At 55.6% G+C, this 18,819-nt stretch carries 19 protein-coding genes and 1 pseudogene; 12 read left to right on the top strand and 8 right to left on the bottom strand.

The window, feature by feature from the left end:
• The first annotated feature begins 396 nt into the window (after positions 1–396).
• The 3 genes from AU14_RS23050 to AU14_RS17915 are packed head-to-tail and all read left to right on the top strand — an operon-like array spanning position 397 to position 2,620.
• Positions 397–834 carry a sigma 54-interacting transcriptional regulator gene (locus tag AU14_RS23050; RefSeq protein ID WP_052472124.1) on the top strand — a complete coding sequence of 146 codons (438 nt, stop codon included), beginning with the start codon at positions 397–399 and terminating at the stop codon, positions 832–834.
• Positions 831–1,559 (top strand): sigma 54-interacting transcriptional regulator, encoded by a 729-nt coding sequence (locus AU14_RS23045; protein ID WP_052472123.1) that lies wholly within the window; start codon positions 831–833, stop codon positions 1,557–1,559. The genes AU14_RS23050 and AU14_RS23045 overlap by 4 nt, the downstream gene beginning before the upstream one ends.
• Positions 1,556–2,620, top strand: coding sequence for a transporter (locus AU14_RS17915; protein WP_148312785.1), 1,065 nt, complete (start codon positions 1,556–1,558; stop codon positions 2,618–2,620). Before AU14_RS23045 ends, AU14_RS17915 begins: the two co-directional genes overlap by 4 nt.
• A gap of 38 nt (positions 2,621–2,658) precedes the next feature.
• Here AU14_RS17915 and AU14_RS17910 read toward each other — a convergent pair whose 3' ends face one another.
• The 4 genes from AU14_RS17910 to AU14_RS17895 are packed head-to-tail and all read right to left on the bottom strand — an operon-like array spanning position 2,659 to position 5,144.
• The gene (locus AU14_RS17910) at positions 2,659–3,165 is read right to left on the bottom strand and encodes a hypothetical protein (protein ID WP_148312784.1); all 507 of its coding nucleotides are present in this window, start codon (positions 3,163–3,165) and stop codon (positions 2,659–2,661) included.
• A 4-nt stretch (positions 3,166–3,169) separates the two neighbouring features.
• The gene (locus tag AU14_RS17905; RefSeq protein WP_052472121.1) at positions 3,170–3,841 is read right to left on the bottom strand and encodes a C39 family peptidase; all 672 of its coding nucleotides are present in this window, start codon (positions 3,839–3,841) and stop codon (positions 3,170–3,172) included.
• A 34-nt stretch (positions 3,842–3,875) separates the two neighbouring features.
• Positions 3,876–4,226 (bottom strand): hypothetical protein, encoded by a 351-nt coding sequence (locus AU14_RS17900; protein WP_041343172.1) that lies wholly within the window; start codon positions 4,224–4,226, stop codon positions 3,876–3,878.
• A 57-nt stretch (positions 4,227–4,283) separates the two neighbouring features.
• On the bottom strand, positions 4,284–5,144 hold the full coding sequence (locus AU14_RS17895) for a hypothetical protein (RefSeq protein WP_041344103.1): 861 nt from the start codon (positions 5,142–5,144) through the stop codon (positions 4,284–4,286).
• A gap of 578 nt (positions 5,145–5,722) precedes the next feature.
• Between AU14_RS17895 and AU14_RS19235 the strand changes: the two genes are divergently transcribed.
• Both AU14_RS19235 and AU14_RS17885 read left to right on the top strand, forming a co-directional pair.
• Positions 5,723–6,853 carry a YjgN family protein gene (locus AU14_RS19235; RefSeq protein WP_330218000.1) on the top strand — a complete coding sequence of 377 codons (1,131 nt, stop codon included), beginning with the start codon at positions 5,723–5,725 and terminating at the stop codon, positions 6,851–6,853.
• Positions 6,831–7,922 carry a M48 family metallopeptidase gene (locus tag AU14_RS17885; protein WP_041343166.1) on the top strand — a complete coding sequence of 364 codons (1,092 nt, stop codon included), beginning with the start codon at positions 6,831–6,833 and terminating at the stop codon, positions 7,920–7,922. Before AU14_RS19235 ends, AU14_RS17885 begins: the two co-directional genes overlap by 23 nt.
• Positions 7,923–8,008: 86 nt before the next feature.
• Here the strand turns inward: AU14_RS17885 and AU14_RS17880 are convergent, their stop codons facing one another.
• Both AU14_RS17880 and AU14_RS17875 read right to left on the bottom strand, forming a co-directional pair.
• On the bottom strand, positions 8,009–9,601 hold the full coding sequence (locus AU14_RS17880) for an isocitrate lyase (protein ID WP_041343163.1): 1,593 nt from the start codon (positions 9,599–9,601) through the stop codon (positions 8,009–8,011).
• A 225-nt stretch (positions 9,602–9,826) separates the two neighbouring features.
• Positions 9,827–10,555: a hypothetical protein gene (locus AU14_RS17875; RefSeq protein WP_041343160.1), complete on the bottom strand. Its 729-nt coding sequence runs from the start codon at positions 10,553–10,555 to the stop codon at positions 9,827–9,829.
• Positions 10,556–10,588: 33 nt separating this feature from the next.
• Here AU14_RS17875 and AU14_RS17870 point away from each other — a divergent pair, with 33 nt between their 5' ends.
• The 4 genes and pseudogenes from AU14_RS17870 to AU14_RS17855 all read left to right on the top strand — a co-directional run bounded on the left by AU14_RS17870 (position 10,589) and on the right by AU14_RS17855 (position 15,448).
• Positions 10,589–11,338: a copper resistance protein B gene (locus tag AU14_RS17870; protein WP_041343157.1), complete on the top strand. Its 750-nt coding sequence runs from the start codon at positions 10,589–10,591 to the stop codon at positions 11,336–11,338.
• A gap of 129 nt (positions 11,339–11,467) precedes the next feature.
• Positions 11,468–12,819 (top strand): annotated as a pseudogene (locus tag AU14_RS17865) (APC family permease).
• Positions 12,820–12,849: 30 nt separating this feature from the next.
• Positions 12,850–13,077, top strand: coding sequence for a membrane protein (locus AU14_RS17860; protein ID WP_041343154.1), 228 nt, complete (start codon positions 12,850–12,852; stop codon positions 13,075–13,077).
• Positions 13,070–15,448 carry a heavy metal translocating P-type ATPase gene (locus AU14_RS17855; protein WP_041343151.1) on the top strand — a complete coding sequence of 793 codons (2,379 nt, stop codon included), beginning with the start codon at positions 13,070–13,072 and terminating at the stop codon, positions 15,446–15,448. Before AU14_RS17860 ends, AU14_RS17855 begins: the two co-directional genes overlap by 8 nt.
• Positions 15,449–15,595: 147 nt before the next feature.
• Here AU14_RS17855 and AU14_RS19585 read toward each other — a convergent pair whose 3' ends face one another.
• Both AU14_RS19585 and AU14_RS17850 read right to left on the bottom strand, forming a co-directional pair.
• Positions 15,596–15,772 carry a hypothetical protein gene (locus tag AU14_RS19585; RefSeq protein WP_162484124.1) on the bottom strand — a complete coding sequence of 59 codons (177 nt, stop codon included), beginning with the start codon at positions 15,770–15,772 and terminating at the stop codon, positions 15,596–15,598.
• Between the two features lie 104 nt (positions 15,773–15,876).
• Entirely contained in the window at positions 15,877–16,164 is a 288-nt protein-coding gene (locus AU14_RS17850; protein ID WP_041343150.1) for a hypothetical protein, read from the bottom strand.
• 326 nt (positions 16,165–16,490) lie between these two features.
• Here AU14_RS17850 and AU14_RS19435 point away from each other — a divergent pair, with 326 nt between their 5' ends.
• The 3 genes from AU14_RS19435 to AU14_RS17840 all read left to right on the top strand — a co-directional run bounded on the left by AU14_RS19435 (position 16,491) and on the right by AU14_RS17840 (position 18,818).
• Entirely contained in the window at positions 16,491–16,898 is a 408-nt protein-coding gene (locus AU14_RS19435; protein ID WP_148312783.1) for a hypothetical protein, read from the top strand.
• Between the two features lie 66 nt (positions 16,899–16,964).
• Positions 16,965–18,461, top strand: a complete 1,497-nt coding sequence (locus AU14_RS17845; protein ID WP_041343147.1) for an efflux RND transporter periplasmic adaptor subunit — start codon at positions 16,965–16,967, stop codon at positions 18,459–18,461.
• A 15-nt stretch (positions 18,462–18,476) separates the two neighbouring features.
• Positions 18,477–18,818, top strand: a complete 342-nt coding sequence (locus AU14_RS17840) for a copper-binding protein (RefSeq protein WP_052472119.1) — start codon at positions 18,477–18,479, stop codon at positions 18,816–18,818.
• Position 18,819 lies beyond the last annotated feature (1 nt).

The following is an 18,819-nucleotide window of genomic DNA, read 5'->3' as shown; positions in this document are numbered from 1 at the left end:
GTGCCACACCAACTGTCGACAACCTTTACAGTATTACGAAGCGACTCAGTGGCGGATCTTGCAAGCGACTGAAAGCCTTGTTGATAATTTTTGTGGCATACATCCTGAATAGGGCTTGAACTGGCAGTCACGTTCCAAGGCACCACTTCTGTGGAGGTTTGCCATGACGGAAAAGAGACCGCTCGTCTGGCTGTCAGCGGCACATAGCAATAGTAAGGTACGCAATGCCCTGGTATCCCGTTGGGAATTAACCGATTTCAACGCGGAAAACCCAGTGCCACTACTTTTATCGCCTCCGGTCAGCGCCAGGGTCGGCGTTCTTGATCTAAGCCAGGGCCCGATAGACGAACTACCCTGGTTTGAACACTGGCTGGAAGCCTCAACCTGTCCTACTGGGTGGGCGTTGTTGCCCATCGCCCAATAAGCGGAACCCGAACGGCCCAGTTGATCACCCGATACTGCTCGGATTTTCACACCCTGCCGGTAGACAGCGATCGCCTCGATACGGTGCTGGGACATCTTTGGGGCATGGCAGTTATTCGTGAGCCCTGCGGCAGCCTGCCGCGGGACGGTTACCAAAGCCTGGTGCTTGAGGGTAATTCGCTAGCAATTCGCCAGGCCCGGGATTTGCTTCGCCGATTCTCGGTGACCGCTGAACCGGTGTTGATCGTCGGTGAAAGCGGAACCGGAAAAGACGCGGCCGCACAGTTTATCCACCAGCACTCCACCCGAGCCTCCGGGCCGCTGGTCACGGTCAACTGTGCCGCCCTGCCTGAATCGCTCACCCAGAGCGAATTGTTCGGCTACGAAAAAGGTGCCTTCACCCATGCTTGAGTGCCCATGCTGGCCGTCTGGAACAGGCCATCGGCGGATCGCTTATCCTGTCCTCGATCGACGAGCTGAATCTGGAACAACAATCGGCAATTCTAAGATTTCTGCAGGAAGGCCAGATTGAACGGATTGGCGGAAGCAATCCCATTCGAATAGACAGCCGCATCATCACTACCGCCAGCCAACCATTAACCGAGCTGATTGAAGCGGAGCGCTTCCGCAGTGATGTCTATTACCGCCTCGGTGGCCTGGAAGTAAGAATGCCGCCACTGAGAGAACGGCGCGAGGACATTCCGGACCTGGCCGAAGCGCTACTGGATTCGTCAGCACTTGGCGCAGAGCACAAAACTCTCGGCGATGCCGCGACCCGAAGTCTGGTCAACCACTCATGGCCCGGCAACTTTCGGGAATTGCAGAATCGACTCCGCCAGGGCTTGCTGCTGTGCGACCGCGATGAAATCACACCCGAAGATCTGGGTTTGGCGAACGCCGGCAACGACACTGGCTACACCGCCACCTCGAACCTCAGTCTGGAGGAATTTCGTGCCCGGGCGGAACGCCAGGCGCTTTCCTGTAGCCTGGCCCTTGCCCATCACAATATTTCCGCCGCTGCGCGGATTCTGAAGATTTCCCGGGTTTCGTTTTACCGGCTCATGGAGAAGTACAACAGAGGCCACTCTGGCGGCCATTACCGTCAGGGTTCGCCCCCGAAGGGAGATTTACCATGATCAATACACCTCGTATTCAATTGCTCACCTGCGCCTGCCTGATTCCCACCCTGGGATTTGCGCAGTCAGAGTCGAACAGCTCCGCTCAGGTCACGTCCGAAGCCGCCGACAGCAGAGCGGAACAGGTCACAGAAATTGCCTCGATTACCACCGACCGAGGCATAGTCACCCGCCCCGGCCGGCTGACCATCGAACCGGCCTTCTCACACGCCCACAGCAACTCCACCCGCGTTGCCATCGAAGGCTACACCGTGATTCCGGCATTGCTTGTGGGGCTAATCAACATTTCGGAGATCCAGCGGGATATTTTTGTGACCTCGCTGACCCTCAAGTACGGCATCACCAGCCGATTAGAAACCGACATACGGATTCCGTGGCTGAGGATCAGCGAAGACCTTCGTGAACGGCAGGCGTTTGAGGGCACTCCGGTCGATACCCTTCGCGAGTCCTCTGGTGAAGGCCTGGGCGATGTCGAGCTGTCCGCACGCTACCAGTTGAATGATGGCCTGGACGGCTGGCCCTATGTCATAGGCGTGTTCCGGGTGAAGGCCCCAACCGGGGACAGCCCCTATGATGTGGATCGGCGCGTGGTGGAGGACAGTGAAGGTAATCCGATCGGCACCGAACTGGAACAACGGCCAACAGGCTCCGGCTTCTGGTCATTCGAACCCGGGCTCTCGTTTATCTATCCCTCCGATCCAGCCGTGTTGTTCGGCAGCATCAGTTATGTATGGACAAAGGAGAAAGATCAGGGCTCTGATAATGGTGGCCGGATTGATCCTGGCGATGTAATTCGCCTCGGCTTCGGTATGGGGTTTGCGTTCAACGAACGAACATCATTCAGCCTGGGTTACGATCACTCGATCATTCAACGGACCAGTTTTGAGAATAACAGTGATCTATTTGCATCCACATTCGATCACATCCAGATCGGTTCTTTGTCGTTTGGACTCTCGCAACGTTTGACGCCCAATACAAACTTGAGCCTGACAGTAAGTGTAGGGGTCACTGAAAACGCACCAAGCAGCGAACTAACCCTGAGGCTGCCATTCACTCTCTGAATCTACAGTATTGGGCTAGTCCTAATTGCGGCTAGCCCTCAATAGCCAAGCAACTGTATCACCGGTTCGCGCATATCCTCTGGGATGCGGTTGAGCGCTGGCCCTAGATTGTTCATCTGGATATTGAGCTGCCGGCTATTCTGGATAGTGGTCCTGTTTAGAGTGTTCTGAATCAGCGTTATCCAGCCACCACCTTCCGTTACTGTAGAGACCAGGGACTGGCCGTTACTGGCAGCGCTGAGATTAGCCACGTGTGTCTCCACCGTATGGGCCACCACTTGGCCGTTGGAAATCTGGTTCAGATTCGGGATCGTCAGACGATTAATGGCAAGAGTCTCACCGTCAAACGAAACGATCTGTTCAAGGCCAATCGAAATTTCAAGATTATCGAGAAAGAAGCCACCTCGCAGAGACTCCAGTTCAACATCGCTGAGTGGCTGCCCCGGAAACACCGCATCCGCCCTGGCGGTCGATAGAGCCCCCACCGTTACCACCACCAGTATCACAGACCATGATTTTCGGTTGTTCGCTCTTTGTTTATTCATGCTGTCACCACTCCCTTGGCGTCGGCCAATAAGGCAGGGTGTGCCCCAAGGATGGGCCGTCCGGCCTTGAGGACAGAGGTGCACGCACGTATTGCGGCCAGCCTCCATCCCGATCAAACGTCTTGCGCCCCAGCGCTACATGACTGCGTATCACAAAGGCAGAACCATCCCAGAATTCTTCAAATTGTGCTCTCGGGTACACTCTCAGGCCGCGAGTAGGGTCGCCGACATAGACCTCACGCTCACTGATGCCCTTGATGACCACGAAGTGCCGAAAGCCGTCCAGTGTTACCAGCGCAATCGCCGGCAGGGCCACCTTCTCTCGCATGCCCGTTAAGGGCAGTCGGAAACCGTCGGCGCGATAGCCTTCAGATTCAAGGTAGCGTTTCATATCAAGCATGGAAAAACCGTCCCGGCGCACCTTGTCGGGGTCGGCCAGAGAAAACATGCCCCGAAACACTTCTGCTTCAGTGACCTCGTGCCCATAGTGGTACGACAACAGGGACGCGACAGCGGCCGAGCCACAGCTGAAGTCATACTGCTGGCGCATGATCGAGCTAAAACGCTTTTCCTGATAGCTCTCAACCTCTAACTGGAGACCACCGCCCAGGCCCGGCACCATCACATTGCCGGCAAAGGCCGTGGACCACAGTGTGGCAGCGCCTGCAGCAAGCATCACAAGCCTCCGCGTTACCATGGTCCACCTCCCGCTAATGGTTGATGAGAATATTGACCTGGGTGCTGTCCTGAATCACCACCTGGTTACCGGTGTTCTGGATGACCGTGGCAATACCACTCATATTGCTGAATGCCTGATCCGTGATCATGTTGTCACCGGTCACCGAGTGTCCTGATAACACATTGCCAGTCACCACGGCACTCTGCTCCGTTTCGTTAAGCTGCCACTGCAGGGGTACGCCCTGGCGCCCGCTGGATCCCTCCAGCTGATCTGCACTCATGGGAGTCAGCTCCATCAAGTCCTCGGCAAAGACCGCAGGTGCCGATCCAAGGATCAACACCGCGCCAACCGCTTTCAGCATCCCTTTGACGATGTCAGTCATGACATGCCTCCCGGTGGTAACCGGGTTGCGCCCCTACAGGGGCGCAACCATCGTGCTTCAGTTACCGCCTGCTGACAGATTGGACTGCACACTGACGTTGGCCTGGTTAACTGAACCATGGCCATTGTTTTGCGCGAATGCGCCCACACCGGTGAAGTTCGCGGAATTATCCGAGATCTTGTTGTAGTGCTTGGCGTAGGTCTCGGATTGGCGTCTGGCGTTACCGTAGTTCACGGTGGTGCCTGAAACGTTGCCATCGAGATCGGCGTTGTTCAGGAACACGTTGAGGGACAGATCGAGATCGTTGCTAGTGCTGTTGTCCGAGTTGTCGTCGGTATTGCCACTGTTGGCGATCTTGAACGCGTCCGTGACGTTGGTGCTGTTATCCGAGTTGTCCGAATTGTCTGAGTTATCGGAATTGTCGGAGTTGTCGTCCGTGTTACCGCTGTCGGCAATTTTGAACGAGTCAGTGACGTTAGTGCTGTTATCCGAGTTGTCGGAGTTATCGGAATTATCGGTATTATCGGAGTTATCCGAATTGTCCGAATTATCGTTAGCAGTGTCGGCAATCTTGAAGGAGTCGGCGACATCAGTGCTGTTATCCGAGTTGTCGGAGTTGTCCGAATTATCGGTGTTATCGGAGTTGTCCGAGTTGTCCGACATATCGTTGCCACTGTCGGCGATCTTGAATGAATCGGTCGCAGTGTTGCTGTTGTCGGAATTATCCGAATTATCCGAGTTATCGGAGTTATCGGAATTGTCGTCGGTGTTGGCTACATCGTTCAGCGCAGCGGAACTGTCGTTGGCATTGGTGTTGGGATCTCCGTCTCCGCCCAGGATCGGATCAGCCAAAACTGAACCTGACAGGCCCAAACCCAGTGCAACGGCAATTGCTAGCAAGCTTTTGTTAGTGTTCATAGCGTCAATTCCTTTGATGTTATTGGCTTGTGAGGGATCCAGGCCCATCCGCTAGCCGTCGGATTTCGCAGGGTCCGATCCACAGATAGGCCTTAGCGATTGCCGTGCCAGCTTTTGTGAAATTAACGCAAGACCTTAATATTAAAAGGTTTTTATTGAAAGGGGCGTTTTTTTAGACACATCAAGAGAGCCCCATGTGTTGCATCACTGAAACAGGTCGTTCGGCGCTAATTCGGTATATCACGGGATAAAAGTGCTAATTCAGAGACATAGGCGGAATCATAAGTGTTAAAAATTAAACTGAATGGCTAAACCACCTCGCTCACAAACCAACACATAAAATGCAAGAATGCTCACATACCTAGAATGAATTTCTGGTAATGTCGCTTAGGTTACTGTTCTTAAAAGTACAAAAGCACCGCCAGGACCGCGGTCCTGTCACGTAGGACGGAACCATAAGGAATTGATATGTCGAATGAGCTTTATCAAGTTGTGTACAACGGCCAGATTCTCCCTGGCTTCGACGACGCCAGGTAAAGGCCAACCTTCAAGATCTCTTCAAGGCGACAGAAGAGCGAATCGAACGCCTTTTATCCCCGTCATCGTCATCCGCCATTAAATCCAATCTCAGCTATGACGACGCGCAGATTTATCAGAAAAAGCTGACAGAGGCCGGTGCGGATGTCCGCATCCGAGTTCAAGAGGCACCTGCTGAGCAAGCACAGGACCTGCGGCTTGCCTCCATCGAGTTTACCGGTCGAGGTGGCGAATATTTCGGTATCTGGATCGTTAACATTCTTCTGACCATCGTCACCCTGGGCATCTATTCAGCCTGGGCAACGGTTCGTAACAACCAGTATTTCTATGGCAACACCCGCCTGGACGATTCCAGCTTCCAGTACCTGGCCAATCCCATCACTATCCTGAAAGGCCGTTTGATCGCGCTTGCCGTTCTGGTTGCCTATGTTGCGCTGGCAAACCTGTATATCGAGGCTGCCGTGGTCTTTGGTGTAGCGTTTATATTCGTTACGCCCTGGATCATGACCCGCTCACTGCGCTTCACCGCGATCAATAGTGCCTACCGCAACATTCGTTTCGATTTCCAGGGCAAGTACGGAGAGGCCTTCATGGTGGCCTTCGTGTGGCCGATCCTGAATCTGCTGTGTCTGACACTGCTGACACCTCTGGTGCTGAAAAAAACCCACGCCTTCCTTGCCAACGGCAGCCGCTACGGAACCACGCCGTTCGAGTTGACAGCCTCCACCAAGGTGTATTACCTGCTCTTCGGCAAGGCGTTGCTGATGATTGCCGGGTTCGCCGTCGCCGCCTTCCTCGCCTCCCGGTCTGGAATGCCGGTGCTGGCGGCGGTGATTGCGGGCGTCGGTTACCTGACCCTCTTCGGGTTCTTCATGGCGGGTATCACCAACCTGTTCCTCAATTCCACCCAGTTGGCCGATCACAGCTTTGAATCCGAGCTTAAACCGGCACAGATGGTATGGATTTACCTGAGCAACAGTCTGCTTGTGGTGCTGACCCTGGGCCTCTTCACCCCCTGGGCCAAGGTACGCATGGCCCGCTATCGGGCAAGTTGCACCTCCATGGTAATTTCCGGTGACCTGAACCATTTCGTTGCGGCCGAGCAGACTCGAACCAGCGCACTGGGACAGGAACTGGGAGACGCCTTCGATGTCGAATTCGCCGCAGTCTGAACTGGTCATTGAAGGACAGTTCTATTCTGGCGACAGCTCCCTCCGGGAGGACGCACTATTGCGTTCTGCCGGAGGCGTGCTGGTTCTGGCCACCCCATCTGGCCAACAAACACTGAGCTGGCAAGAACTGAACATTTCCCCCCGGGTGGGCAACACGCCCCGCTATCTCCACCTGCCCAACGATGCCGTGTTTGAAACTCGCCACAACGATCTGGTCGACCAACTTGCGCGGCGCTCTTCCAGCGGGCGCCTGACCCGCCTGGTTCACCGGCTGGAGAACAATCTTGGCCTGATTCTGCTGGCTGCGGTGGCAACGGTGGCCGCAACCGCATTCGCGTTCGTGTACGGCGTGCCCTGGACCGCCAAGGTAATCGCCCACGCAGTGCCAGATAGTGTTGCCGAGCAAGTGGGTGAAACCACCCTGGCGTCTCTGGACGATACGTGGCTTGAACCCTCGCAATTACCGCAACAACGACAGCAAACGCTGCAGGAGCATTTTGCTACGCTGCTGGCACCAGTAGGCGGACAGAGCCTGAACGTGGTGTTTCGCGCCTCCCCCGCCATTGGCGCTAACGCATTGGCATTGCCTGATGGCACCCTGATTTTTACCGATGACCTGGTCGCGCTGGCTGAACACGATGACGAACTGACGGCGATCCTGGCGCATGAGATTGGCCATGTCGCCCACCGCCATGGCATGCAGGGCATGGTGCAGTCGTCGCTGACCTTCTGGTTGATTGTGATGATGACCGGTGATTTATCGGCGTTTTCGGACTCGACGGTGGTGGTTCCGGCGGTGTTGATGAGCCTGTCTTATTCGCGAGAGATGGAACGACAGGCCGATGAATATGCTTTGGCGATGATGCAAAAAAACGGTCTCGACCCCGCCCATTTCGCCACGATCATGACCCGGCTGAGCACCAGCGATAATGTAGACAGCACCGGTTCCAGCCGAACAGAAAAAGAGGTACCCAGCCGCTGGGATAGCCTTGGGGATATACTCTCCAGCCACCCCGCCACGGAGGAGCGTATTGAGCGTTTCCGCAATGCAAGCTCCAGCCAGCCTTAACTGCAGACACAAAAAAGCCCCGCACTTGGCGGGGCTTTTCTGGATAACTCCCGGATAACTCCGGGAGTGACAACCGAACCGATCGATTAACCGAACTGGTTCATGGTGTTGTCTTTACCACCGGCCTTCAGAGCCGCATCACCAGCGAAGAATTCCTTGTGGTCGTCACCGATGTTAGAACCAGCCATGTCCTGGTGCTTAACGGTAGCGATGCCCTGACGGATTTCCTTGCGCTGTACGCCGGCAACGTAAGCCAGCATGCCTTCATCACCGAAGTAGCCCTTGGCCAGGTTGTCCGTAGACAGGGCCGCAGTGTGGTATGTCGGCAAAGTGATCAGGTGGTGGAAGATACCCGCTTCACGTGAACCATCACGCTGGAAGTTACGGCACCACTCGTCGGCCAGCTGACCCAGCTCGGTGTTGTCGTACTCTTCGCTCATCAGCTTCGGACGGTCGTATGCAGAAACGTCCTTGCCTTCTTCCTGCCACGCGTCGAATACCTGCTGACGGAAGTTCAGAGTCCAGTTGAAGGACGGGCTGTTGTTGTAAACCAGCTTGGCGTCGGGCACAACTTCCTTGATGCGGTTAACCATGGCTGCGATCTGGCCAACGTGCGGCTTCTCGGTTTCGATCCACAACAGGTCAGCACCGTTCTGCAGGCTGGTGATGCAGTCGAGGACAACACGATCTTCGCCAGTGCCCGGCTTGAACTGGAACAGGCCAGATGCCAGACGCTTCGGCCGAACCAGCTGGCCGTTCTGCTTGATAACAACGTCGCCGTTGTTGATGTCTTCAGCCTTCTCGATCACTTCGCCATCGATGAAGCTGTTGTACTGGTCGCCCAGGTCGCCCGGCTCTTCAGTTACGGCGATCTTCTGGGTCAGGCCAGCGCCCAGTGAGTCAGTACGGGCAACGATAACACCGTCGTCCACACCCAGCTCCAGGAACGCCAGACGTACAGCGTTGATCTTGGACAGGAAGTCAGCGTGCGGCACAGTTACCTTGCCATCCTGGTGGCCACACTGCTTCTCGTCAGAAACCTGGTTTTCGATCTGGATGCAGCAGGCACCCGCCTCGATCATCTGCTTGGCCAGCAGGTAAGTTGCTTCGGCGTTACCGAAACCGGCGTCGATGTCGGCAATGATCGGTACAACGTGAGTTTCGTGGTTGTCGATCTGCTTGATCAGTTCTTCGGCCTTGGCGTTGTCACCGGCGTTTTCGGCTTCTTCCAGGGCACGGAACAGGTGGTTCAGTTCCCAGGCATCAGCCTGACGCAGGAAGGTGTAAAGCTCTTCGATCAAGCCAGAAACGGCAGTCTTCTCGTGCATGGACTGGTCAGGCAGAGGACCAAACTCTGAACGCAGAGCGGCTACCATCCAGCCAGACAGGTACAGGTAACGACGCTTGGTGGAACCGAAGTGCTTCTTGATGGACAGCATCTTCTGCTGACCAATGAAGCCGTGCCAGCAGCCCAGGGACTGGGTGTACTGAGCGGTGTCGTTGTCGTAGTTGGCCATGTCCTCGCGCATGATCTTGGCGGTGTACTTGGCGATATCCAGGCCAGTCTTGAATTTGTTCTGGGCACGCATGCGGGCGGCGTGCTTCGGGTTGATGGCATTCCAGGTCGGATGCTGCTTCAACAGGGAGGTAATCTGGTCAACGTCTTGTGCGTAGGGCATGATCTCAATCCTTTCTACGTTGGTTTTCTTAGTCGGTACGGAACCCACTTAAAGCGGATTCCGAGGTCAGCCTTCACAGCTCTTTCCGGAGTGGTGTGCTGACGTTGACGACCACTTTAGTGCCTCTGATTTTATAATTGAAATTTATATAATCTATATTCAGCATTTTTTTGGTGAATGCCAAGAGCTGATTCGGGAGGGTGAGTGATAACCTTCCTGTTGCGTTCATCCAGAGCCAGATCCGCCTCGCAACAAACGCTCCTTTAGCCACCCGCCTTTTTGCGACCGGTTGATCTGCTTTAACTCCAGCGCCGCCCGTTCATGACTGATGCGCTGACCCGCCAGGTCCCGGTAGATTTGCCCGACCCGTTTGCGCCGCCGGACCGCGGCGCCGGCATCAAGCACCGCTTCCAGGGCATCGATCAGACGCTCGCCCCGGCTGCTCTCGCGCTTGGTGGCATCGGCGCGCTGCAGACGCTCGCAGCACTGGTCTAGCTGACTGCGAATCAGCGCCAGTTCGGACTGAATGGCCTGGGTCTGATTGCCCGGCAACTCCGCCGCCCGGGTCAGCAGCGGCGTCATGTAGTCGAAATCCAGCCAGCCAAAATCCTCGACCGCGGCCAGGCTGCGAGCGGCCGCAAGGGCGCGTGCGGGATCGTCCGCCAGCAGTTGCTGACCATCCTGGTAATGCCGGTCCCAGGCCTGCCACCGATAGATAAAGTCGAGCCCGGTGCCCTTGATGTTCTGCATACCCATCATGTGGGTGTCGAGTCCCGGGGGCGTGGCATTGACCATGTCCCGAATCGACTGGTCGCCGGTGGCGTGACTGTTGGGCAGTACCACGATCCGCCGCTTGAACCAGCCGGTGAGCGCCTGCTCGAGCTCGCTCGCGCCGGCAGACCCGGCAGCCAAGCGCTGCTGCAGGTCGCGGTAGTCCGACCATTCCTGAGCCAAAACAGACGTGATTGCCAAAGATGGAGGTGAGGTATGAGCTGTATTCGATCAATTGTCGCAGTCAGCTTCCTTGCCTCTATTGGTGTTTCAACGGCGGTGACAGCTCAGGAAATGATCTCAGACACGACCGCTCGAAAACAGCCGCTCACAACCTGGGGTGTTCAATTCGAGGAATTTGAGTACCGCTACAGCGACGATGACGAGGAGCTGGGCGTCTGGAATGCGGATGCCTTCTATGGCACCGACGACTTTAAAGTCCGGCTGCTCACAACCGGGGAGTACGAGATAGAGGAGCAGGCCTACGAAACGCTGGAAAACCAGCTGGTCGGCCAGATCCCTATCTCCAAATTCTTCGACGCCAAAGCGGGCGTGCGTTTCGATACGCCCGAGGGGCCGGACCGTACGTATGCGGTTCTCGGTGTGGCCGGGCTGGCGCCCCAATGGTTTGAGATCGATGCAAATCTGTATGTCAGCAAGGATGGCGATACGTCAGCCGAACTGGACGCTGAGTACGAATTGCTGTTCACCAACTACTGGATTTTGGCGGCAACGCTGGATGCCTCAGTAGCTTTCAGTGAGGATGAAGAGATCGGCGTCGGCAAGGGATTAGTTTCCACCGAAACCGGCCTCCGACTCAGCTACGACCTGATCGACCGTGCGTTCTCACCCTACGTGGGTGTGGTGCACGAGCGTAAGTATGGCGATAGCGCCGACCTGGCTGAAGCGAGCGGCGGCGGCACAGAAGATTGGTTTGCTGTCATCGGTGCTCGCATCGCGTTCTGACGAGGTGTCTTGGGCCAGGTTCTTCCCCTGGCCCTTTTTTATAGGATTTGATATGGGATAAATACCTGAAATGCTCAGTCAGATGTCGGCGGCATTTCGGGTTCTTGAGTAAGAGTATCAGGAGGGCGAATGAGCAGGGAGCAAGACAGGACCACTCGCTATCAGGAAGGCAGTCTCACACTCCCGGGAACCGTTATGCTGGGTACCGGAGTCATGATTGGGGCCGGTATCTTCGCATTGACCGGGCAGATGGCGCAGATGACCGGCGCTCTTTTCCCATTGGCGTTTCTCGCTGCCGCCTGATCGTCGGTTTCAGCGCTTATTCGTACATCAAAATCTCCAATGCCTATCCCTCAGCCGGGGGTATTGGCATGTACCTTCACAAGGCTTATGGAAATCGTCTGCCAACGGCGTTTAACGCCTTGCTGATGTATTTTTCGATGGTGATCGCCCAAAGCTTTCTTGCGCGCACCTTCGGTTCCTACACCATGCAGTTGTTCGGGGGCGATGACAGTGGCCGTATGGTACCCATTCTTGGCGTCTCACTGATTCTGGTCGCGTTTCTGATTAATCTCTTAGGTAATCGGATGATTCAAGGGGTGGCGTCTTTCATAGGCATTCTGAAGATTGGCGGCATACTGATTTTCGGGCTGGTGGGTGTCTGGATTGCCGACAGCCTGTCAGTGGATTTCTCGAACACTGGTAAGGCTGGAACCGTGGGCAACTTCCTGGGCGCCACGGCCCTTGGCATTCTGGCCTTCAAAGGTTTTACGACCATCACCAATAGCGGCTCAGAAGTCATAGACCCCAAGCGGAATGTGGGGCGAGCTATCATTATTTCTATCGCCGCCTGTGTGGTGATCTACACCCTGGTCGGTTTCTCCGTTGCCAGCAATCTGTCCCTGGCGGAAATCATCAAGACGCAGGACTACTCCCTGGCGGCCGCTGCGCGCCCCGCATTGGGCGAGTATGGCGTCTGGTTTACCGTTGCCATTGCGATGATGGCCACCGCCGGAGGCATTCTGGCCAGTATTTTCGCCGTCTCGCGCATGTTGGCCATGCTGACTGAAATGAAGCTGGTTCCCCACAGGCATTTCGGCATGCCGGGTAGCATCCAGAAGCACACCCTGGTTTATACCGTGGTGCTTGGGCTTATCCTCACGGCCTTCTTCGACCTGTCCCGAATTGCAGCGCTGGGCATCATTTTTTACCTGATCATGGACATTGCTATCCATTGGGGCGTTCTGCGCTATTTGCGGGAGGATGTGAAGGCCAATGTGTGGGTGCCTGCGATGGCTATTGTTCTGGATTTGCTCGCTCTTGGTGGCTTCGTTTGGGTCAAACTGAATACTGACCCGTTTGTGATCGGCGTAGCGGTTGTCACCATGGCTGTGATTGCGGTGGCTGAACAGGTCTTCCTCAAGAGGACCGCCAAAGCTGGGCAGCCAGGGCAGGAGGAATCTCATGCTCATCATCACTAATAACCAGAATTCGACAGGGAGAGCACTACCATGATGAACAATGACATGTTTGGAAACACCATGTGGGCCGGGCACTGGTTGTGGATGCTGGTGATCGCCATTGTGGTGGTGATTCCGGCTTGGCGTATCTGCCAGCGAACAGGCTACCCGGGGTGGTTGGGCGTGTTGATACTCATCCCTATCGTCAACCTTGTTCTACTCTATTTCATCGCGTTCGCGGATTGGCCGGCAGACCAAAAGGGAGACCAGAATGGCTGAGCATCAACATGTCCACCATCACGACAGTCACAACCACAACCACAGCCATGATCACAAAGATGCCGGCGCGCACGCCGTCAAGGATCCGGTTTGCGGCATGTCGGTGGATCCCCACTCGGCAGAGCATCGCAGCGAACACGGTGGCAAAACCTGGTACTTCTGCTCCTCACGCTGCCAGTCAAAGTTTGATGAGGATCCGGAACACTACCTCAGTGGAGAACAGAAGCCGGAAGAACCCGTGGCTCCGGGCACCATGTACACCTGTCCGATGCATCCGGAAATCCGGCAGCAGGGCCCCGGGGATTGCCCGATCTGCGGTATGGCCCTGGAGCCCGAGCAGGTAAGTCTGGATGACGAGCCTTCGGCGGAGCTCAAAGACATGACCCGCCGCTTCTGGATTGGCCTGGTGCTGGCCCTGCCGGTATTGGTGCTGGAAATGGGCGGACATCTCACCGGCCTTGACCAGATCGTTGCTCCACAAATGTCCAACTGGATTCAGCTGGTGCTGGCAACGCCCGTGGTGCTCTGGTGCGGTTGGCCCTTCTTCGTACGGGGTTGGAAATCCGTGGTCAGCCGGAATCTGAACATGTTTACGCTGATTGCCATTGGTACTGGCGTGGCGCTGATCTACAGCCTGGTGGCGACATTGGCGCCCCAGATTTTCCCCGACGCCTTTCGGCAGGAAGACGGTTCGGTCGCCGTTTACTTCGAGGCGGCTGCGGTCATCGTGGTGCTGGTGTTACTTGGGCAGGTGCTGGAATTGCGGGCCCGGGAGAAAACCTCCGGCGCGATCAAGGCGTTGCTGGATCTGGCACCGGCGACGGCCAGAAAACTGGACGATGATGGCGGTGAGTCTGATGTGTCGTTGGATCAGGTCAAGGTGGGAGACCGGTTGCGGGTGCGTCCCGGCGACAAGGTGCCGCTGGACGGCGAGGTACTGGAAGGCAGCTCCAACGTGGATGAGTCCATGGTGACCGGTGAGCCCCTGGCGGTCAGCAAGAAGTCCGGCGACCAGGTGATCGGCGGCAGCATTAACCAGCAGGGCAGCTTCATCATGCGCGCCGACAAGGTTGGCCGCGACACGATGCTGTCCCAAATTGTTCAGATGGTGGCCAGCGCCCAGCGCAGCCGCGCACCGATCCAGGGGCTGGCCGACAAGGTCGCAGGCTGGTTTGTACCGGCGGTGATTTTGATTGCCATTGTCGCCTTCATCGTCTGGTCATTCTTTGGCCCCGCACCGCCCATGGCATTCGGGCTGATTGCGGCGGTCAGTGTTCTGATCATTGCCTGCCCTTGCGCACTCGGCTTGGCAACACCCATGTCCATCATGGTGGGTGTCGGACGCGGTGCCCAAAGTGGCGTACTCATTCGCGATGCGGAAGCCCTGGAACGTATGGAGAAGGTGGACACCGTGGTGGTGGATAAAACCGGCACGTTGACAGAGGGCAAGCCGCAAGTCACCCGAATCGTCGCGGCAAACGGTTTCTCTGACAGTAATTTGATGCGCCTTGCCGGCGGTCTGGAGAAAGGTAGTGAGCATCCACTGGCTCACGCCATTCTCGATAAAGCCAAGGGGATGGACCTGAAGCTTCCGGATGCGGAAGGCTTTGACTCTCCGAATGGCAAAGGGGTTACCGGTCGAATCGACGGCAATCGGGTGCTACTTGGCAACCGCCTTCTCATGGAGTCAGAGAATGTCGACACGACGCGATTTGATAGGGAAGCCGACCAGCTCCGTAAAGATGGCGCCACCGTGATTTTTGTCGCCGTCGATGGGAATGTCGCGGGCTTGCTGGCGATTTCCGATCCGGTGAAGGAAACCACCGAGGCCGCCATTTCGGCCCTGCAGAAAGACGGAATTCGGGTGGTGATGCTGACTGGCGATAACCGCACCTCGGCCGAGGCAGTTGCCCGCAAGCTCCATATTGATGAAGTGGAGGCGGAAGTCTTGCCGGAAGACAAGGGCAAGATTGTTCAGCGCCTGAAAGACGAAGGCCGTGTTGTGGTGATGGCGGGAGATGGCGTAAATGATGCGCCTGCATTGGCAACCGCGGATGTCGGTGTGGCCATGGGTACGGGCACCGATGTGGCCATCGAAAGCGCGGGGATTACCCTGCTGCGTGGCGACCTGATGGGTATCGTCGAAGCGCGCCGGTTGTCGCTGGCGACCATGCGCAATATACGGCAGAATCTCTTTTTTGCTTTCGTGTACAACTCCGCTGGTGTTCCGATAGCAGCAGGTGTTCTTTATCCGTTTTTTGGCGTACTGCTTTCCCCGATTTTCGCAGCGGCTGCCATGTCGCTGTCGTCGGTTAGTGTAATCGTGAACGCATTGCGGTTAAGGGTAATTCGGTTGGCGCCAAAACGGTGACACTTTAATGTTCGGATAACGAGCGATAACCGACCACCGCCATTTGAGCGGGGGTCGGTTTTTTGTTGCAACTAAATCATGCAATGCAGTTTATGAGTATTTATGGCTCATGTCGCTTGCATGATTTTCGTTGCTCTGCGATCTAACCTAGCTTACCTTTTCGTTTTTCTTCATGTGCTCCATGCAAGTTTCAATCTTTTTATATTCAACAGTTTTGTTGGGGTAAGTGCGAGCCTCGTTAATACGGTCCGCTAAACCTGAATTGGCTGAGGCCATAGTTGAAAACAAAGCTGAGATTGCTGCGATCACCATTACTTTTTTCATAATATTCCCCTTTTAACCATGAAATCAGTTGAAAATTTCAGCCTGATTTCAGGTTCGTCTGGTTTAATTACTCATGTCTCCATGAGTTAACTTGGCCGCAGGGATCACCTTGCGGTATTTTTCTCTGCTTCTTCCAGTGCCCTATGGTACGCCCGGCCTTTGTCGGTGGTGGTCATCTCCAGGCGTGCCTCGAATCCGGGTTCGGACATGCCATAGCGGGTCATCTGCTTGTGTAAACGTTTCATTTCGTCATTGTTGAGAATGTTTTCGAAGGAGCGCTTATCTTTAGACTGATCGTGTGGGGTTTTCATCTCCTCATCTGATGACATGTTTCCAGCAAATGTATATGTTGAAAGAGTAATTGTTACAATAAATAAAAGTGTATTCTTCATAACCGTAATCTCCTTTTTGGTTGTCCATTTTATTTAATCATCATTTCCTGAAATGACCCTGAAAATTAGAATAAATATTGTTCTAAATAAAAAATTTATTTTTCAGTTTTAAGGTGACAGGTTAATGAACGGTTTATAGGCTATCTTGGTAGGGTGAGGGTTGGGTTTGGAGGTCCCGACAGCGTACTAGGATCAATAGATCCGGTTTGATGGAGTGCCAAGCACTCCCGTAGCAGAGAAAGAAGATAAAGTGCTTGACCCGTGTGATAGACACGCCTTACTGTTTCCAACGAAACTCGTAACCTTTAGCAAATGAGTCGCTTGAATTGCCACATGTCGTGATCCATAAAGCTGTTGTTCGCCTGTTGTTGTTGGCATTGGTGATTCAGCCTTTATTTGCTCTTGGATTGACCCATGTCGAATCGGACCAAACGCTTCCTCAGGGCACGCATGTGATGAATATGGGTGACTGCGGTATAGACGCAGGAGACAACGATGCGTCTGGGCGACGATCTGTAATCTGCAATGACATGACATCAGCGGACTGTACTCTTGCCGCAAATGTTGGCAGCTGTATTGCGGGCCTATCTGCGGTGTTTCTTCGCAATGTCGTAATGCCAACATCGTCATTTTCTGACACCAACTCCCTTTATTCCCGCGATCGCTATCTCAGCATCATCCTCGATACCCTCACACCACCCCCAATTCCTCAAAAGCCTGAACTGAGTCTTTAATTTGCACGTTAACCCTGCCCCCAGGGCACGAGCGAGCGTTCAAAAGCTTTAAACGAGGAAATACCAATGCGCATTGCCCTGATCGTGACAGTGATCGCTGTCGCCTTTGGTCTTGGCTGGCTGTCCAGTCAACAAACCATGCCGATGTCCGAGTCAGCCGGTTCTGGCAACCCTGCTGAGGAATCATCTGATAGTAAGCCCTTGTACTGGGTTGCACCTATGGATGCCAACTACCGCCGTGACAAGCCCGGCAAGTCTCCCATGGGAATGGACCTGGTGCCGGTATACGCCGAGGAAAACAGCGGACGGGACGACGGTGGGGTGACAATAAGCGCCGCCGTCAGGGCCAATCTGGGCGTTAAAACCCAAGCGGTGTCCCGGGGTGCGATTTCTGTTCCAGTCCGAACCGTGGGCTACGTCACCGACGATGAAGACCAACTGATCCATGTTCACAGCCGCATTGCCGGCTGGGTTGAGGTGCTGCACGTGCGCTCACTGGGGGAAGCGGTCAACCGTGGTGAGCCGCTGTACGAGATCTATTCACCGGAGCTGGTGAACGCCCAGCAGGAATTCCTGATGTCTGAGCGCCTTAGGCGAGGGTCAGAGGCGACGGCCGCCGGCGGAAAACTGCGCGCCCTGGGCATGACGGATAGCCAGATTGCCAACTTGAAAAAAACCGGAAAAGTGCGTGAACGCATCACCGTGTTTGCCCCCGGTTCTGGCTATGTGGCCGCCTTGCCCGCCCGTGCGGGTATGTACGTGCGCCCGGATACCGAAATCATGGCCATTGGCAGCCGCGATACGGTGTGGGTGATCGCCGAGTTTTTCGAACGTCAGTCCGGGCTGGTCAGGACCGGCCAGGCCGTTGAATTCGCCACACCCTCCATGCCGGGCACCCGTTGGGAAGCCACCATCGACTACGTCTATCCGGAGCTGGATGCGAAAACGCGGACTCTGCGGGCTCGGTTGCGCGTCCCCAATCCCGATGGCCGGCTGCGCCCCAATATGTTCGTGAATCTCACCATGGATGCTCCTATTGGCGACGACCTGCTCACTATCCCACGCCCGGCGCTGATCCAGCGAAGCGACAGTCAGCACGTGCTGCTGGCAGAAGATGATGGGTATTTTCGTCCGGTGCCCGTCAAGACCGGCCAGGAAGCAGGCGACAGGGTCGTCATTCTCGAGGGGCTAACGGAAGGGCAGCAGGTGGTGGTGTCCGCCCAGTTCCTAATTGATTCGGAAACCAGCCTTGAGGCCGCCATGCTGCGACTGGAACCCGAGGAGCAGAACACTACCGGCATGACCGATACGGACAACTCTGCGCCCGAGCTGTTTGAAGCCACTGGCCGGATTACAGAGCTGGATACCGAGAATGCTTCAGTCACGCTGGATCACGGCCCGATAGCCGACCTTGGCTGGCCGGCCATGACGATGGCGTTTGATCTTGCCGAATCCGTCGAAACGGGTGCATTGGCCACCGATCAGACTGTCAACTTTGGATTCCGCGAGACGCCGGAAGGCTATCTGGTGGAACGCATCGAACCTGCGCAAGACGCGCAATAACCACTGGAGAAAACCATGAAACTGAAAACCCTGATGACGGCTGTTGTGTTCGGATTATCTCTGGGGCCTGCTCTGGCCGCGGCCGATAACAACATGGGCTCGATGTCCGGCATGGACACCAAAGAGTCCGCTGGCCCGGTCCAGAGCCGGGGTGTGATCACCGCGATCAGCACCGAAAAACGCAAAGTAACACTGAAGCATGAGCCCATTCCTGAGCTGAACTGGCCGAGCATGACCATGGGCTTTTCCGTGGCTCCCGAGGTGGACCTGAACGGCCTGAGCAAGGACGACGCCGTGGCCTTCACCCTGACGCCCGCTGGCAAGGGCCAGCAAGTGACTTCGATCAGTAAACAGTAGC

Origin of the sequence: Marinobacter similis (genome assembly GCF_000830985.1) — a bacterium.
GTDB lineage: Bacteria > Pseudomonadota > Gammaproteobacteria > Pseudomonadales > Oleiphilaceae > Marinobacter > Marinobacter similis.
This window is presented reverse-complemented; position numbering and strand designations above follow the sequence as displayed.

Excerpts from the sequence above, each read along its gene's own strand:
- AU14_RS17915 (WP_148312785.1), top strand. The coding sequence starts at position 1,556 with ATGATCAATACACCTCGTATTCAATTGCTCACCTGCGCCTGCCTGATT.
- AU14_RS17860 (WP_041343154.1), top strand. The coding sequence starts at position 12,850 with ATGATGAACAATGACATGTTTGGAAACACCATGTGGGCCGGGCACTGG.
- AU14_RS17840 (WP_052472119.1), top strand. The coding sequence starts at position 18,477 with ATGAAACTGAAAACCCTGATGACGGCTGTTGTGTTCGGATTATCTCTG.
- AU14_RS17870 (WP_041343157.1), top strand. The coding sequence starts at position 10,589 with ATGAGCTGTATTCGATCAATTGTCGCAGTCAGCTTCCTTGCCTCTATT.
- AU14_RS17910 (WP_148312784.1), bottom strand. The coding sequence starts at position 3,165 with ATGAATAAACAAAGAGCGAACAACCGAAAATCATGGTCTGTGATACTG.
- AU14_RS17895 (WP_041344103.1), bottom strand. The coding sequence starts at position 5,144 with ATGAACACTAACAAAAGCTTGCTAGCAATTGCCGTTGCACTGGGTTTG.
- AU14_RS17845 (WP_041343147.1), top strand. The coding sequence starts at position 16,965 with ATGCGCATTGCCCTGATCGTGACAGTGATCGCTGTCGCCTTTGGTCTT.
- AU14_RS17885 (WP_041343166.1), top strand. The coding sequence starts at position 6,831 with ATGTCGAATTCGCCGCAGTCTGAACTGGTCATTGAAGGACAGTTCTAT.
- AU14_RS17850 (WP_041343150.1), bottom strand. The coding sequence starts at position 16,164 with ATGAAGAATACACTTTTATTTATTGTAACAATTACTCTTTCAACATAT.
- AU14_RS17855 (WP_041343151.1), top strand. The coding sequence starts at position 13,070 with ATGGCTGAGCATCAACATGTCCACCATCACGACAGTCACAACCACAAC.
- AU14_RS17905 (WP_052472121.1), bottom strand. The coding sequence starts at position 3,841 with ATGCTTGCTGCAGGCGCTGCCACACTGTGGTCCACGGCCTTTGCCGGC.
- AU14_RS19585 (WP_162484124.1), bottom strand. The coding sequence starts at position 15,772 with ATGAAAAAAGTAATGGTGATCGCAGCAATCTCAGCTTTGTTTTCAACT.
- AU14_RS17900 (WP_041343172.1), bottom strand. The coding sequence starts at position 4,226 with ATGACTGACATCGTCAAAGGGATGCTGAAAGCGGTTGGCGCGGTGTTG.
- AU14_RS17880 (WP_041343163.1), bottom strand. The coding sequence starts at position 9,601 with ATGCCCTACGCACAAGACGTTGACCAGATTACCTCCCTGTTGAAGCAG.